The sequence below is a fragment of the Streptomyces sp. NPDC111520 genome (genome assembly GCF_055635295.1).
This window is the reverse complement of record NZ_JBVKBW010000005.1, coordinates 473,642-488,106: the sequence shown is the minus strand read 5'-3', so window position 1 is coordinate 488,106 and position 14,465 is coordinate 473,642. Positions and strand designations below refer to the sequence as shown.

Here is a 14,465-nt window from a genome sequence, read left to right as displayed (position 1 = left end):
TGCGGCGGACAAGCCGACGGGCGGCCTCCCTCGCGGGGGGCCGCCCGTCGTGAGCTCGTCGCAGTGCTACGCGTCAGCGTTCGTCATCGGCCGCGACGGTCGGGGTGGCGGTGAGCCGACCGGTCTCGTCCTGTATTTCCGCAGCGATCTTCTTCAATTCGGGCTCGAACTTACGCCCGTGGTGCGCGCAGAAGAGCAGCTCGCCGCCACTGATGAGTACAACGCGCAGGTAGGCCTGGGCGCCGCAACGGTCGCAGCGGTCCGCCGCAGTCAGCGGGCTCGCGGGGGTCAGAACAGTAGTCACGTCGCCTCTTCTCTAGCTCGACGAGCTGTCGTACCAGGGTCAACATCCAACCAGGCCGAAACTGTTCCCGCTCAGGTCTTTTCCTTGGAAACCGTTGTTGTAGCGGCCGGATGCTACCGATTGGCGGCGAATGATCCTCTGGCGTCTTATCTGTCGGCTTCGGGTCGTTCTGGCAGATCTGGTCAGATTGTTCGGTTATGTCCCCCCGGCCCTGCGGCCGGTTGTTGAGGAGGACGTGCCCCGAGCCTAAATGGTTCATGCCTCCAGGGGAACGTGACATGTGTATCACTCAAACGAGGGATCGAACATGTCTTCGAAAACGGGCTAGCATGGTGCCCAGACCGGGTCGCGGCGAAACGGCCGCGCGCGACCTCGGTACCCTCTCACCGATACGGCTGAAGAACTTCATGAGGAGACGTTCGCGTGACCGCCGAAACATCCGTGCCGTCCACCGCGTTGCTGACCGGTGCAGATCGTGACGGCTCCAACTACACCGCGCGACACCTGCTCGTACTCGAGGGCCTCGAAGCGGTCCGCAAGCGTCCCGGCATGTACATCGGTTCCACCGACAGCCGCGGTCTCATGCACTGCCTCTGGGAGATCATCGACAACTCGGTGGACGAGGCCCTCGGCGGGCACTGCGACCACATCGAGGTCGTCCTCCACGCCGACGCCTCCGTCGAGGTGCGGGACAACGGCCGCGGCATCCCCGTGGACGTCGAGCCCAAGACCGGCCTGTCCGGCGTCGAGGTCGTCATGACCAAGCTGCACGCCGGCGGCAAGTTCGGCGGCGGCTCCTACGCGGCCTCCGGCGGTCTGCACGGCGTCGGCGCCTCCGTCGTCAACGCGCTCTCCGCCCGGCTGGACGTCGAGGTCGACCGCGGCGGCCACACGCACGCGATCAGCTTCCGCCGCGGCGTCCCCGGCGGCTTCGCCAAGGCCGGTCCCGAGGCGCCCTTCGAGCCGGGCAACGGGTTGGACAAGGTCAAGAAGGTGCCGCGGGCCCGCACCGGTACGCGCGTGCGCTACTGGGCGGACCGTCAGATCTTCCTCAAGGACGCCAAGCTCTCCCTGGAGACGCTCCACCAGCGGGCCCGTCAGACCGCGTTCCTCGTCCCCGGGCTCACGATCGTCGTCCGCGACGAGCGCCCCGACAACGGCTCGGAGGACGGGAAGCCGGTCGAGGACACCTTCCACTTCGACGGCGGCATCAGCGAGTTCGCCGAGTACCTCACGCCGGACAAGCCGATCTGCGACGTACTGCGGCTGACCGGCAGCGGCACCTTCAAGGAGACCGTCCCGGTCCTCGACGACCGCGGCCACATGACCCCCACCGAGGTCACCCGGGAGCTCGGGGTCGACGTCGCGCTGCGCTGGGGCACCGGCTACGACAGCACGCTGCGCTCCTTCGTGAACATCATCGCCACCCCCAAGGGCGGCACCCACGTGCGCGGCTTCGAGGGCGCCGTCACCAGGACGTTCAACGAGGTGCTGCGCGCCACCAAGCTGCTGCGCGTCGCCGAGGACGACATCGCCAAGGACGACGCCCTGGAGGGCCTGACGGCGATCGTCACCGTCCGGCTCGCCGAGCCGCAGTTCGAGGGCCAGACCAAGGAGGTGCTGGGCACCTCCGCGGCCAACCGCATCGTGGCCAACGTGGTGTCGCGCGAGCTCAAGGCCTTCCTGACCTCCACCAAGCGGGACGACAAGCAGCAGGCCCGTGCCGTCCTGGAGAAGGCCGTCGCCGCGGCCCGCACCCGGATCGCCGCCCGGCAGCACAAGGAGGCCCAGCGCCGCAAGACCGCGCTGGAGTCCTCGTCGCTGCCGGCGAAGCTGGCCGACTGCCGCAGCGACGACGTCGACCGCAGCGAGCTCTTCATCGTCGAGGGCGACTCGGCGCTGGGTACGGCCAAGCTCGCGCGCAACTCGGAGTTCCAGGCGCTGCTCCCGATCCGGGGCAAGATCCTCAACGTCCAGAAGTCCTCGGTCTCGGACATGCTGAAGAACGCCGAGTGCGGCGCCATCATCCAGGTCATAGGAGCGGGTTCGGGCCGCACCTTCGACATCGACCAGGCCCGCTACGGCAAGATCATCATGATGACGGACGCCGATGTCGACGGCAGCCACATCCGCTGTCTGCTGCTGACGCTCTTCCAGCGCTACATGCGGCCCATGGTCGAGGCGGGCCGGGTCTTCGCCGCCGTGCCGCCGCTGCACCGGGTCGAGCTCAGCAACCCGCGCAAGGGCCAGGACAAGTACGTCTACACGTACTCCGACCGGGAGCTGCGCGAGACGCTGCTGGAGTTCGAGCGCAAGGGCATCCGCTACAAGGAGTCCATCCAGCGCTACAAGGGCCTCGGTGAGATGGACGCCGACCAGCTGGCCGAGACCACGATGGACCCGCGCCACCGCACCCTGCGCCGGATCAACATCAGCGACCTGGAGGGCGCGGAGCTCGCCTTCGACCTGCTGATGGGCAACGAGGTCGCGCCGCGCCGCGAGTTCATCGCCAACTCCGCCGCCACGCTGGACCGTTCGCGGATCGACGCCTGACGCACCGGGCCCCGTCGCCGGAGCTCTCCACGGTCACCCGCCCGTGGAGGGCTCCGGCGCCTCCCCACCCCCAGGAGTGGGGCACCGTCACCCGATGAGGTGAAGGTTTCTGCTTGGAGGCTCCCGGGTCTTCCCGCAATGTCCATGCTTGGGCGCACGGCCGATCGGCCCGTGAAGCGAGGAGAGTTCGTGAAAGAGCACGACCGGGCGGAAACCGGAGGGCTGCGGGTGGACGACCCCTGGTACGACGTCCTGGCCGCGGGGGAGTGGGAGGGCCCCGAACCCACGGCCGTCTCCCTCCCGTCGCAGGCCCGCCCGGCCGACGACCACGCCGGGGTCTACCGGGAGGTGCAGGCCAGCGGCCCCTTCCAGGAGGTGCGTTCCCGGTACCGGCGGTTCGCCTTCCCGGCGGCCGCCGCCTTCCTCACCTGGTACCTGCTCTACGTCGTCCTGGCGACGGCCGCACCGCGGCTGATGGCCCGGCCACTGGTCGGCGAGCTCAACGTGGCCATGGCCCTCGGCCTCGCCCAGTTCGCCACGACCTTCATCCTGACCTGGGCCTACGCCCGGCACGCCCGGCTGCGCCGGGACCGGGCCGCCCTCGACCTGCGCTGGGACACCCAGGAGCGGATGCGGTGACCGGCAACCACCAGGGCCTGGCGCTGGTCCTCTTCACGGTCTTCGTCTCCGTCACCCTCGCGATCACCGCCTGGGCGGGCCGGAGGCGCAGCTCGTCCGTGGAGTTCTTCGCCGGCGGCCGTCTCTTCTCCCCCCTGGAGAACGGATTCGCCATCGCGGGCGACTACATGTCCGCCGCCTCCTTCCTCGGCATCTCCGGGCTCATCGCGCTCTTCGGCTACGACGGCATGCTCTACTCCGTCGGCTTCCTCGTCGCCTGGCTGCTGGTGCTGCTGCTCGTCGCCGAACTGGTCCGCAACTGCGGCCGCTACACCCTCGCCGACGTCCTGACCGCCCGCATGCGCCGGCGCCCGGTCCGGATCGCGGCGGGCACCTCCTCGGTCATCGTCTCCGTGCTCTACCTCGTCGCGCAGATGGTCGGCGCCGGAAGCCTGGTCTCCCTGCTGCTCGGCGGTCAGGGATCGGCCGCCCGCACCTGGACCGTCATCGGCGTCGGCGCACTCATGGTCTTCTACGTGGCCTTCGGCGGCATGCGTGCCACGACCTGGATCCAGATCGTCAAGACCGTGCTCCTCATGGGGGGCACCGTCACCCTCACCGTCCTCGTGCTCCTGCGCTTCCACGGCGACCTCGGGGCCCTGCTGCGCTCGGCCGCCGACGGCAGCGGCCACGGGCGGGAGTTCCTCGGCCCCGGCCTGCTGTACGGGCAGAGCTGGACGGACCGGCTCGACTTCATCAGTCTCGGCCTCGCCCTCGTCCTGGGCACCGCCGGGCTGCCACACATCCTGTCGCGCTTCTACACCGTGCCCACGGCACGGTCGGCACGGCGGTCGGTGGTCTGGGCGATCGGCCTCATCGGCGGCTTCTACCTGATGACGATCGTGCTGGGCTTCGGCGCCGCGGCGCTGGTCGGCTCCCACACCGTGAGCGCCTCCAACGCCGCCGGGAACACGGCGGTGCCGCTGCTCGCCCTCGATCTGGGCGGGGGAGCGGGCTCGACGGGTGGAACGGTGCTGTTCGCGGTCGTCGGGGCGGTCGCCTTCGCCACGATCCTGGCCGTCGTCGCCGGGATCACCCTCGCCTCGTCCGCCTCGGTCGCGCACGACCTCCATGCGACGCTGCGCCGCCGGAGCACCGAGCGGGGCCGCAAGCGCCGGGAGAACCATGACGTCCGGGTGGCCCGGGTGGCCGCGGTCGGCATCGGCGGTGTGGCCATCGCGCTGAGCCTGTTCGCACAGGGCCAGAACGTGGCCTTCCTCGTCGGGCTCGCCTTCGCGGTGGCGGCGTCCGCCAACCTGCCCGCGCTACTGTTCACGCTGTTCTGGCGGAGGTTCACGACCCGCGGCACGGTGTGGGCCATCTACGGCGGGCTGGTCCCGGCGGTCGCACTGGTGGTGCTGTCCCCGGTGGTGTCGGGCAGCCCGCAGTCGCTCTTCCCGGGCGTGGACTTCCAGTACTTCCCGCTGGAGAACCCGGGCCTGGTGTCCATCCCGCTGGGCTTCGCGGCGGGCTGGCTGGGCACGGTCCTGTCGCGCGAGCGCGCCGACGAGGACAAGTTCGCCGAGGTCGAGGTCCGTTCGCTCACCGGGGCCGGGGCGGTGTGACACCCGTTCCGCCGTGCGGAACGTTCTGATTGCCGCGGGCCGACGGCGTCTCCACGCTGTGCGGCATGCCATCGAGCCGTCTGCGTTGGTTGCTGCGCGACGAGACGGGCGTGGCAGCGGTCCTGGTCCTGCCGGTGCCCGTCGTGGGCCCTCGCCGAGCCCGACGTTCTGACCCGGTCGAACCTGACCTGGACCGCCCACCGTGCTTGCCACGTGGGCCTGATGGCGGCCAGCACGATCTTCGCCCTCGCCGTGCGTGACCGTTGGTGTGGTTTGCATGCGTGACGGCTGGTCCCTGTGCACGGCGGCCGACGCCGTTCTGGTGCTGTCGGCGCTCCTCGGGGCGGGCAACGCGATCACCGCGACGTACGTGGGGCTGCCGATTTTCATCGTCCCCCTCGCCACCGCCATGCTGTTCCGCGGCATCGCCCTGGCCGAGGGCCGGCAGGTCAGCAGGATGACTCCGGAGCACGCCTTCTTCCGGGCGCCGGCGGTGACGGGCACCCCTCGTGCGGACGCGGATCAAGGCCATGGCGCTGTCCGGGACGGCCGCGGGTCCGGCGGCCGTCCTGGCCCTGGCGTTCTTCATCTCCGGGGACCCGGCGATCGGCCAGGGGTACGAACTCGCCGCCTTCGCCGCCGACAGCGCCCTGCGCCGTGTACACGGCCGCCAAGCACGCTCAGGTCGGGCTGATGCGCGGCGCGGCACGCGAGTGCGCCGCCGGCGGCATCCGCGTCGACACCCTCCACCCGGGCTCCACCGACGTCCCGTTCGTGCGGCGCATCGAGACCGCCGCCACCGGGCAGCCTTCCGAACATGCGGCCGGGGCGTTCGACGCGATGACCCCCCTGGGCCGGCACGCGGCACCCGAGGAGTTCGCCCGCATCGTGCTCCACCTCGCGGGCGACGACGCGAGCTTCACCACCGGAGCCACCGTCGTGGTCGACGGCGGCATGACCGTACGAGAGGCGTCCCCGCCATGACGACCGCGCTGAAGGCCCTGCTGGAGATCCTCGCCGACGAAGGGGTGGACCGGGTCTTCGGAAACCCGGGCACCACCGAACTGCCCTTCCTGGAGGCGCTGTCCGGGCCGGGGCCGGTGCCCGGGTACGTGCTCGGTGTCCAGGAGGGCTCGGTCGTCGCGATGGCCGACGGGTACGCCCGTGCCACCCGGCGTCCCGCCTTCGCCAGCCTGCACATCGCCGCGGGCACGGCCAACGGCCTGATCGGGATGCTCAACGCCCGGCGTTCCCGTACCCCGCTGGTCGTCATGGCAGGCCAGCAGGACCGGCGGCACCTGCTCCAGGACCCCATGCTCGCCGGGGACCTGGTCGCCCTCGCCTCCGGAGCGGCCAAACGGGCGGAGGAGGTGCACCGGCCCGAGGACCTGCCGCTGGTGTTGCGGCGCGCCTTCGCGCTGGCCCGGCAGCCGCCGCAGGGGCCGGTGTTCCTCTCCGTGCCCATGGACGTGCTGGAGGACGCCTCGCCCGTGGAGGTCCCGGCGCGCTCACCGCTCGCGCCGCCCGGACCGGCCGGGGGACTCGACCGGGCGGCGGCCCTGCTCGCCGCCGCCGAACGGCCCGCGGTCGTCGCCGGTGACGGGGTCGGCAGGGACGGCGCCGTGGCGGCGCTGGTCCGGGTCGCCGAGGCGCTCGGCGCCGTCACGTACCACCAGCCGATGAACGACCACCTGGACTTCCCCGGCTCCCACCCGCTCTACGCCGGGCCGCTGCCGCCCGTCAACGCCCGCATCCACGAGCGGCTGAAGGGCCACGACGCACTGCTCATCGCCGGCTGCCGCGCCTTCACCCCGCACCACTACAGCCCCGGCCCGCCCGTCCCGGAGCACCTGACGGTGGTCCAGATCGACGCCGACCCCGCCGAGCCGGGCCGCAACTTCCCCGTGAGCCTCGGCCTCACGGGCCCGTTGGAGTCCTCGCTCGCCGCGCTCGCCGGCCACGTGGCCCGGCTGGTCCCCGAGGACACCGCACGCGAGCGGGCACGGGAGGCGGGCGCACGGCACTCGGAGGCGCGGGAACGGCTCGCGCGGCGCGCCCGGTCGGCGCGGGGCAGCTCACCGGTCGACCCGCTCGCCGCAGCGCACGCCCTGGCCGGCGCGCTGCCGGAGGAGGCGGTGCTCGTCGAGGAGTCGATCACCGTCGGGGTGCACCTGCGCGGTGTGCTGCACAGGGACCGGCCGGGCGGCTTCGTCCACACCGTCGGCGGAGGCCTCGGCTGGGGCATCGGCGCGGCCGTCGGCCACCGGCTCGGTGCGCCGGAACGCCCGGTGGTGGCCGTGCTGGGGGACGGCTGCGCCATGTTCGGGCTGCAGGGGCTGTGGAGCGCGGCACACCACCGGGTGCCGGTGCTGTTCGTCGTGATGGCCAACGGCCAGTACCGCACCCTGAAGGAGACCCTCGACACCCGGGGCGGCAGCCCCGCCGTCCCCCACCCCGGCCTCGACCTCGGCGAGCTCGATTGGCGCCTCGCGGCACGCTTCTTCGGCATCCCCGCGGTGCGCGTGGCCGGTACGGAGGAACTGGCGGAGACCGTGGCGGCGGTGCGCGGGCTCGACGGCCCGCTGCTGGTCGAGGTCCCCTTGCGCGGGCACGCGTGAACGCCGGCGACGCTAGCCGGTCCGAGAGCCGTTCGACGCCGGCCCGCGGGGCCGCGCGGCTCGACGCCTTCGCCGCGGGCGAGGACGGGATCCCGTTCGGCGAACTCGCCGCCCGCACCGGCCTGCCCGAGTCCACGGTGCACCGACTGCTCGCCGAACCGGCCGCCGTCGGCCTCGTCGAGCGCGGGGTCGGACGGCTACCGGCTCGGCCTCGCCCTCTTCGAACCGGGCCGGCGGGTGCCGCACCGGCCGCCGCTCGATGCAGATCATCTCCCAGGTCGGCGGCCGCATCTCCGCGTACGGGACGCCGCAGGTGCCGGCCGCGGTGGTCGGCGTCTCAGCCGTCGTCGCCGTCTCCGTCACCGCGGCCACGCGGGGGCTGCGGCCCGACCCGTGTCGCGCCCGTGGTGTGCGCTGCGGCGCGAGCGCTGGCCGTGGACTCGCCCGTCGGTGAGCGGTGAACGGGCTCAGCCGGTCCGCGCCCACGCGTAGCGGTGCTCGGGGCGGCCGGTGTCGCCGTACTTGAGGGTGAGGCTGATCCGGCCCTCGCGCTCGAGGAACTTGAGGTAGCGCTGCGCGGTGGAGCGGCTGATGCCGGCGCGTTCGGCGACCTCGTGGGCGGAGAGCGGGCGCGCGGCCTCGGTGAGTACCGTGCGTACCAGGTCGGCGGTGGGCGCCGAGTGGCCCTTGGGCAGCTCCGCCGGGGCCGCACCGGTGGTGCGCAGCGCGCCGAAGATGCGGTCCACCTGCTCCTGGCCTGCCTCGCCGCGGCCCCCGACGCCGTCGAGCGTGCGGCGCAGCGCCGCGTAGGCGTCCAGCTTGCCCCGCAGCCCGGCGAAGCTGAACGGCTTGACCAGGTACTGCAGCGCGCCGGAGCGCATCGCCGCCTGCACGGTCGCAACGTCGCGGGCGGCCGTCACCATGATGACGTCCGCGCTGTGGCCGAACTGCCGCATGCGCCGCACCAGGGTGAGGCCGGTCTCGTCCGGGAGGTAGTGGTCCAGCAGGACGAGGTCGACGTGCGTGCGCTCCAGCGTCGCCAGCGCATGGGCCGCGGTGTGGGCGCGGGCGGTCACCCGGAAACCGGGCACCTTGGCGACGTACGCCGCGTTGATCTCGGCGACGCGGAAGTCGTCGTCCACGACCATGACGTCGATCACCGGGCTCCCCCCAGGGACGCGGCGGACTCGGCGGATGCCGTGGGCGCGGAGGGTGCGGTGGACGCCGTCGTGGTGAGTTCGGTCCCCGCCAGCGCCTCCGGCAGGACGACGGTGAAGACCGCGCCGCCGCCCGCGCGGGCGGTGACCCGGGCCATGCCGCCGTAGCGTTCGGCGAGCCGCCGTACGAGCGCGAGGCCGAGCCCGCGGCCGCGGTGGGCCGGGGACCGCTTCGTCGTCCAGCCCTCGGCGAAGATCCGCTCGCGCGCCTCGGGCGGCACCCCGGGACCGTCGTCGGACACCCGCAGCACGACCGTCGTCCCCTCCGCGCGCAGTTCCACCTCGACGAGCGAACGGGCCGCGTCCAGGGCGTTGTCGATGAGGTTGCCGAGCACGGTGACCAGGTCGCGGGGGTCCACGACCCGGTCGGGCAGCAAGGTGCCGGGGGAGACCGAAAGAGCCGCGCCCCGCTCGGCGGCGATCGCCGACTTGCCGACGAGCAGGGCGGACACCAGCGGGTCCCTGACCCGTTCGGCGACCTGTTCCGCGGAGGCCCGCTGGGCGTCGGCGACCTCGCCGACGAAGTCCACCGCTGCGTCGTACAGGCCGAGTTCGAGCAGCCCGAGCAGGGTGTGCAGCCGGTTGGCGTGCTCGTGGTCCTGGGCGCGCAGCGCGTCCAGCAGGCCGTGCGTGCTGTCCAGCTCCCGGCCCAGCCGTTCCAGTTCGGTGCGGTCGCGCAGGGTGGCCACCGCCCCGCCGTCCCCGGTCGGCATGCGGTTGGCGACGAGCACCCGCGCCCCGCTGACGGTGAGCAGGTCGGTGCCCGCGACCCGGCCGGCCAGCACGTCGGTCGTCCGCCCGGGTGGCAGCACCGCGTCCAGCGCCCGCCCCTCGGCGTCCGGGCCGAGGCCCAGCAGCCGCTGCGCCTCGTCGTTGAGCAGCCGCACCCTGCCGTGGGCGTCCAGGGCGATGACACCCTCCCGGATGCCGTGCAGCATCGCCTCGCGCTCGTCGAGCAGCGCGGAGATGTCGGCGAAGGCCAGCCCGTGCGTCCGGCGCTGCAGCCGCCGCGACACCAGCAGCGCCGCCAGCACCCCGACGCCGAGCGCGGCGCCCGCGTACAGCAGCAGCACGGGAACGGTCGCCAGGAGCCGTTCGCGCACGCTGTCGTACGCGATGCCGACCGACACCGCGCCCACAATGTGCCCGCCGTCGTCGCGCAGCGGCACCTTGGCGCGCGCGGAGCGGCCGAGGGTGCCCCGGTCGATCTGCATGATCTCCCGGCCCGAGAGGGCCACGCTGGGGTCGGTGGAGACGTGCCGGCCGATCTGGGTGACGTCCGTGTGCGACCAGCGCACGCCCCGGGTGTCCATGACGACGATGTACAGGGCGCCGGTGGCACGGCGGATCCGCTCGGCCTCCTCCTGCACGGGCCCGGTGACGCTGGGCCGGGTGCCGAGCAGGTCGCGGGCGAGCCCCGGGGTCGCGGCGGTGGTCTGCGCGATGGACAGCGCCTGCCGCATCGCCTGCTGGTCCAGCTGCGAGCTGAGCGGCGCCAGGAACAGCCCGGTGGCCAGGGTGATCACGCCGGTGGTGAGGACCACCTGGACGAGCAGCACCTGCGCGAAGACACGGCGGGGCCAGCGGATGCGCATGTACGTCACCCCTGTCCTCCCCGGTGTTCCGCGTCCTTGCGGAACCCGCTCGTCCGTTCGCCCGGCTGTGAACGCAACGTAGACGCGGCCGGCACCCGCTGCCCAGCCCCCGTGGCCCTTTCGTTGCCGGAGCGCGAGCAAAACGAGCAGAACAGCGGGTTGTGGGCACAAGGCGGAGTTGTGACCGCAAGGGTGCCGCCGTGACCCGGCCCGCACCTACCGTCCCGGCGCATGAGCACACACACCAGCCCCGCCATCGAACTGCGGGGTGCGAGCAAGGCGTTCCGGACCCCGTCCGGGGCCCTCCACACCGCCGTCCGCGACCTCGACCTGACCATCGGGCGTGGGGAGTTCGTGGCCGTCGTGGGCCCCACGGGCTGCGGCAAGTCCACGACGCTGACCCTGGTCAGCGGGCTGGAGGAGCCCACCGAGGGCGAGGTGCTGGTCGCCGGTGAGCCGGTGCGCGGCATCGGCGGCAAGGTCGGCTTCGTCTTCCAGCAGGACGCCGTCTTCCCCTGGCGGACCGTGCTGTCCAACGTCATGGCCGGCCCGCGCTTCCGCGGCGTGCCCAAGGCCGAGGCGAGGGAACGGGCCCGCGAGTGGCTCGCCCGCGTCGGCCTGTCCGCCTTCGAGGACCGCTACCCGCACCAGCTGTCGGGCGGCCAGCGCAAGCGCGTCGCGCTCGCCGCGACCTTCGTCAACGACCCCGAGATCCTGCTCATGGACGAGCCCTTCTCCGCGCTCGACGTGCAGACCCGCGCGCTGATGTCGGACGAACTGCTGGAGCTGTGGTCCGGCACGGGCGCCTCGGTCGTCTTCGTCACCCACGACCTGGAGGAGTCCATCGCGCTCGCCGACAAGGTCGTCGTCATGACCGCCGGGCCGGCCACGGTCAAGGAGGTCTTCGAGATCGACCTGCCGCGCCCGCGCCGGGTCGAGTCCGTGCGGCTGGAGCCGCGGTTCATCGAGATCTACCGGGAGATCTGGGCCTCGCTCGGCGAAGAGGTCCGCATCACCCGCGAGAGGGGTGCGGCCGATGTCGCCTGAGACCGTGGCGGCCCCCTCGGCCGCGGCCGTCAAGGACCCCGCGGGCGGCGACCGCGCCCGCTCGCGCGCCCGTGCCGCCCGCAACCGCGGCTACCTCGTCCAGGGCAGCCGCGTGCTGCTCCTGGTCGCCGTCCTCGGGCTGTGGGAGTGGCTGGCCAGGGCCGGGGCCGTCGACCCCTTCCACTTCTCGATGCCCTCCCGGATCTGGGAGCAGATCCGCACCTGGGCCGTGGACGGCACCGCGCAGGGCTCGTTGTGGGAGCAGATCTGGTACACGCTCTACGAGGCCCTGCTCGGCTGGGCCATCGGCGTCGTCGCGGGCGTGGTGCTCGGCATCGCCCTCGGGCGGGTCCGCTTCCTCGCCGACGTGCTCGGGCCGTACATCAAGGTGCTCAACGCGCTGCCGCGCATCGTGCTCGCCCCGATCTTCCTGATCTGGTTCGGACTCGGCCCTGCCTCCAAGGTGGCCTCGGCGGTCGTCCTGGTCTTCTTCCCGGTCTTCTTCAACGCCTTCCAGGGCGCCCGCGAGGTCGACCGCGACCTGGTCGCCAACTCCCGCATCCTGGGCGCCCGCGACCGCCAGGTCACCCTCCAGGTCGTCGTACCCTCGGCCACCTCGTGGATCTTCACCAGCCTCCACGTGAGCTTCGGCTTCGCCCTCATCGGCGCGATCGTCGGCGAGTACATCGGCGCCACCAAGGGCCTCGGGCTGCTGGTCGCCGCCTCGCAGGGCACCTTCAACTCCGCCGGCGTGTATGCCGCGATGGCCATCCTCGCGGTCGTCGCGCTGCTCGCCGAGGGCCTGCTGACCTTCCTGGAGAAGCGGCTCTTCCGCTGGAAGCCGGCCGAGGCCGGCTCCGCCCGCTGACCCCGCCACCGCCTCCCGCCCACCCCCTCCACAAGGACGTGAACCAGATGCGCACGCCCCTCAAGGCCGCGGCCGCCCTCGCCGCCTCCACCCTCGCCCTGACCGCGCTCACCGCCTGCGGCGGCGACTCCACCGCCTCCGGCTCCGGGGGCGATGGCGACAAGGTCAAGATCATGGTGGGCGGCCTGGACAAGGTCATCTACCTGCCCGCGATGCTCACCGAGCGGCTCGGCTACTTCGAGGCCGAGGGCCTGGACGTCGAACTGCTCACCGAACCGGCCGGCGTGCAGGCCGAGACCGCGCTCGTCTCCGGCGACGTGCAGGGCACCGTCGGCTTCTACGACCACACGCTCGACCTCCAGGTGAAGGGCAAGCAGGTGGAGTCCGTGGTGCAGTTCTCGCAGGCGCCTGGCGAGGTGGAGATCGTCTCCAACGCGGCGGCCGGCGAGCTGAAGGGCGCCGCGGACTTCAAGGGCAGGAAGCTGGGCGTCACCGGCATCGGCTCGTCCACGGACTTCCTCACCAAGTACCTCGCCGTCAGCAACGGCGTGAAGACCAGCGAGTTCACCCCGGTTGCGGTCGGTGCCGGCCAGACCTTCATCTCCGCGATGGAACAGGGCTCGATCCAGGGCGGCATGACCACGGACCCGACCGTGGCGACGATCCTGGACAAGGGTCTCGGCAAGGTGCTCATCGACATGCGCACGCCGGAGGGCTCGCGGCAGGCGCTCGGCGGGCTCTACCCGTCCTCCAGCCTGTACATGCAGACGGAGTGGGTCGACGGGCACAAGGAGACGGTGCAGAAGCTCGCCAACGCCTTTGTGAAGACGCTGCGCTGGATGTCCACGCACAGCGCCGCGGAGATCGCCGCGAAGATGCCCGCCGACTACGCGCAGGGCGGCGGGCAGGACCTCTACGTCAAGGCGATCGAGAGCACGCTGCCGATGTTCACCAAGGACGGCGTGATGCCCGAGGGCGGACCGGAGACGGTGGAGCGGGTCCTCAAGGCGTTCAACCCCAACCTGCAGAACACCAAGGTGGACCTGGGCAAGACCTACACGACGGAGTTCGTCAAGAGCGCCGGCTGAATGCCGCTGATCTCCATCCGCAGCGGCGCCCCCAGGGCCGCCCCGCAGCTCTCGGGCCGGGGCGGCTCCGCCGCGACCGGCGTCACCTCGACGTCCCAGGCCCGGCCGTCGAGGTGCCGCACGCGGGTGCCGTGCTCACCCTCCACGGTCAGTGCCTCGGCGCGCAGTTCGCCGGTCAGGCGCCGCACGGCCAGTTCGGCGGCCTGGCCCGGACGCTCCCAGGCGGAACGCCCGCGGCAGCCCTCCAGCACCATGTCGCCCTCGCGGGCGGCCGTCAGCACCTGCCGGGCCAGCTCGGCGTCGACGCGGCCGTAGGCGTAGCCGTACGGCAGCACCAGCATCGTCGGTGAGAACCGGTGCCCGCCCAGGTGGGTCACCTCCCACACCTCGCCGAGCCCCGAGGCGGCCAGCTCCGCGGCGAGGGGCCGGCCCTTGAGGGCGCAGCAGCGGTCCCGCTTGCCGTTGGTGCAGACGAGGGCGAGCGGGTCGCCCTCGTACGGCATCCCGAAGCCGCGGTGGTCGCCGCGGCCCAGTGCCCCGAAGTCCAGGCCCAGCAGCGTGCCCGGTTCCTCCACGACGGCCTCCCGCACCCATGTGCCGCCCGGCACGGTGTGCGCCACGTACGCCGTGCGTCGCCGCAGGTCGCGCCGGTCCGCGTGCCGCCCGGGCCGCCGGATCAGCCCGACCCGCACCCCGGTCCCGGCCGCCGCCCGCTCCAGCGCCCTGCCCACCCGCGGGTCCAGATGGCTCCCGGTCAGCGCCTTGGGACCCCAGGGGCCGGGCTGCTCGAGCAGCAGCCAGGTCCGCGCGGTGGCGGCCGTCGCGGCGACGGGCTCCGACAGCGAGCTGGACGCGGAGGTGCAGGTGCTCATGAAGGTAAGCCTAACCTTCCGCATCACCCCCGGCTCTCCAGCCCCACCTGTCGGCGCCGG

The 14,465-nt window shown here is 72.5% G+C and carries 13 protein-coding genes; 9 read left to right on the top strand and 4 right to left on the bottom strand.

All coding sequences use genetic code 11. From position 1 onward, the window contains the following. Nucleotides 1-73: 73 nt before the first annotated feature. Nucleotides 74-304 (bottom strand): DUF7455 domain-containing protein, encoded by a 231-nt coding sequence (locus ACZ7MY_RS14460; protein ID WP_354796799.1) that lies wholly within the window; start codon nt 302-304, stop codon nt 74-76. 423 nt (nt 305-727) lie between these two features. On the opposite strand from ACZ7MY_RS14460, the gene ACZ7MY_RS14455 reads away from it, so the two are divergent. The 6 genes from ACZ7MY_RS14455 to ACZ7MY_RS14430 all read left to right on the top strand — a co-directional run bounded on the left by ACZ7MY_RS14455 (nt 728) and on the right by ACZ7MY_RS14430 (nt 8,179). Next, complete coding sequence (locus ACZ7MY_RS14455; RefSeq protein WP_499601862.1) at nt 728-2,857, top strand: DNA gyrase/topoisomerase IV subunit B; 2,130 nt, start codon at nt 728-730, stop codon at nt 2,855-2,857. A 189-nt stretch (nt 2,858-3,046) separates the two neighbouring features. Continuing rightward, nucleotides 3,047-3,496 (top strand): DUF485 domain-containing protein, encoded by a 450-nt coding sequence (locus ACZ7MY_RS14450; RefSeq protein WP_499601861.1) that lies wholly within the window; start codon nt 3,047-3,049, stop codon nt 3,494-3,496. Next, the gene (locus ACZ7MY_RS14445) at nt 3,493-5,100 is read left to right on the top strand and encodes a monocarboxylic acid transporter (protein ID WP_499601860.1); all 1,608 of its coding nucleotides are present in this window, start codon (nt 3,493-3,495) and stop codon (nt 5,098-5,100) included. The genes ACZ7MY_RS14450 and ACZ7MY_RS14445 overlap by 4 nt, the downstream gene beginning before the upstream one ends. Nucleotides 5,101-5,397: 297 nt before the next feature. Further along, nucleotides 5,398-6,084, top strand: coding sequence for an SDR family NAD(P)-dependent oxidoreductase (locus ACZ7MY_RS14440; protein ID WP_499601859.1), 687 nt, complete (start codon nt 5,398-5,400; stop codon nt 6,082-6,084). Next, nucleotides 6,081-7,718, top strand: a complete 1,638-nt coding sequence (locus ACZ7MY_RS14435) for a thiamine pyrophosphate-binding protein (RefSeq protein ID WP_499601857.1) — start codon at nt 6,081-6,083, stop codon at nt 7,716-7,718. Before ACZ7MY_RS14440 ends, ACZ7MY_RS14435 begins: the two co-directional genes overlap by 4 nt. Next, the gene (locus ACZ7MY_RS14430) at nt 7,715-8,179 is read left to right on the top strand and encodes a helix-turn-helix domain-containing protein (protein ID WP_499601856.1); all 465 of its coding nucleotides are present in this window, start codon (nt 7,715-7,717) and stop codon (nt 8,177-8,179) included. Before ACZ7MY_RS14435 ends, ACZ7MY_RS14430 begins: the two co-directional genes overlap by 4 nt. Nucleotides 8,180-8,185: 6 nt before the next feature. On the opposite strand, the gene ACZ7MY_RS14425 is transcribed toward ACZ7MY_RS14430, so the two are convergent. Then, nucleotides 8,186-8,878, bottom strand: coding sequence for a response regulator (locus ACZ7MY_RS14425; RefSeq protein WP_499601854.1), 693 nt, complete (start codon nt 8,876-8,878; stop codon nt 8,186-8,188). Continuing rightward, nucleotides 8,875-10,530 carry an ATP-binding protein gene (locus ACZ7MY_RS14420; RefSeq protein WP_499602006.1) on the bottom strand — a complete coding sequence of 552 codons (1,656 nt, stop codon included), beginning with the start codon at nt 10,528-10,530 and terminating at the stop codon, nt 8,875-8,877. Before ACZ7MY_RS14420 ends, ACZ7MY_RS14425 begins: the two co-directional genes overlap by 4 nt. A 231-nt stretch (nt 10,531-10,761) precedes the next feature. On the opposite strand from ACZ7MY_RS14420, the gene ACZ7MY_RS14415 reads away from it, so the two are divergent. The 3 genes from ACZ7MY_RS14415 to ACZ7MY_RS14405 are packed head-to-tail and all read left to right on the top strand — an operon-like array spanning nt 10,762 to nt 13,533. Next, nucleotides 10,762-11,577 carry an ABC transporter ATP-binding protein gene (locus tag ACZ7MY_RS14415; protein WP_499601852.1) on the top strand — a complete coding sequence of 272 codons (816 nt, stop codon included), beginning with the start codon at nt 10,762-10,764 and terminating at the stop codon, nt 11,575-11,577. Next, nucleotides 11,567-12,445 (top strand): ABC transporter permease, encoded by an 879-nt coding sequence (locus ACZ7MY_RS14410; RefSeq protein ID WP_499601851.1) that lies wholly within the window; start codon nt 11,567-11,569, stop codon nt 12,443-12,445. The genes ACZ7MY_RS14415 and ACZ7MY_RS14410 overlap by 11 nt, the downstream gene beginning before the upstream one ends. Nucleotides 12,446-12,492: 47 nt before the next feature. Continuing rightward, nucleotides 12,493-13,533: an ABC transporter substrate-binding protein gene (locus ACZ7MY_RS14405; protein ID WP_499601850.1), complete on the top strand. Its 1,041-nt coding sequence runs from the start codon at nt 12,493-12,495 to the stop codon at nt 13,531-13,533. On the opposite strand, the gene ACZ7MY_RS14400 is transcribed toward ACZ7MY_RS14405, so the two are convergent. Beyond that, nucleotides 13,500-14,405 (bottom strand): ferredoxin family protein, encoded by a 906-nt coding sequence (locus tag ACZ7MY_RS14400; RefSeq protein ID WP_499601848.1) that lies wholly within the window; start codon nt 14,403-14,405, stop codon nt 13,500-13,502. The genes ACZ7MY_RS14405 and ACZ7MY_RS14400 overlap by 34 nt on opposite strands. Nucleotides 14,406-14,465 lie beyond the last annotated feature (60 nt).

Bases quoted from the DNA above. Each gene is read 5' to 3' on its own strand.
- ACZ7MY_RS14405 (WP_499601850.1), top strand. From the start codon at position 12,493: ATGCGCACGCCCCTCAAGGCCGCGGCCGCCCTCGCCGCCTCCACCCTC.
- ACZ7MY_RS14400 (WP_499601848.1), bottom strand. From the start codon at position 14,405: ATGAGCACCTGCACCTCCGCGTCCAGCTCGCTGTCGGAGCCCGTCGCC.
- ACZ7MY_RS14410 (WP_499601851.1), top strand. From the start codon at position 11,567: ATGTCGCCTGAGACCGTGGCGGCCCCCTCGGCCGCGGCCGTCAAGGAC.
- ACZ7MY_RS14415 (WP_499601852.1), top strand. From the start codon at position 10,762: ATGAGCACACACACCAGCCCCGCCATCGAACTGCGGGGTGCGAGCAAG.
- ACZ7MY_RS14435 (WP_499601857.1), top strand. From the start codon at position 6,081: ATGACGACCGCGCTGAAGGCCCTGCTGGAGATCCTCGCCGACGAAGGG.
- ACZ7MY_RS14420 (WP_499602006.1), bottom strand. From the start codon at position 10,530: ATGCGCATCCGCTGGCCCCGCCGTGTCTTCGCGCAGGTGCTGCTCGTC.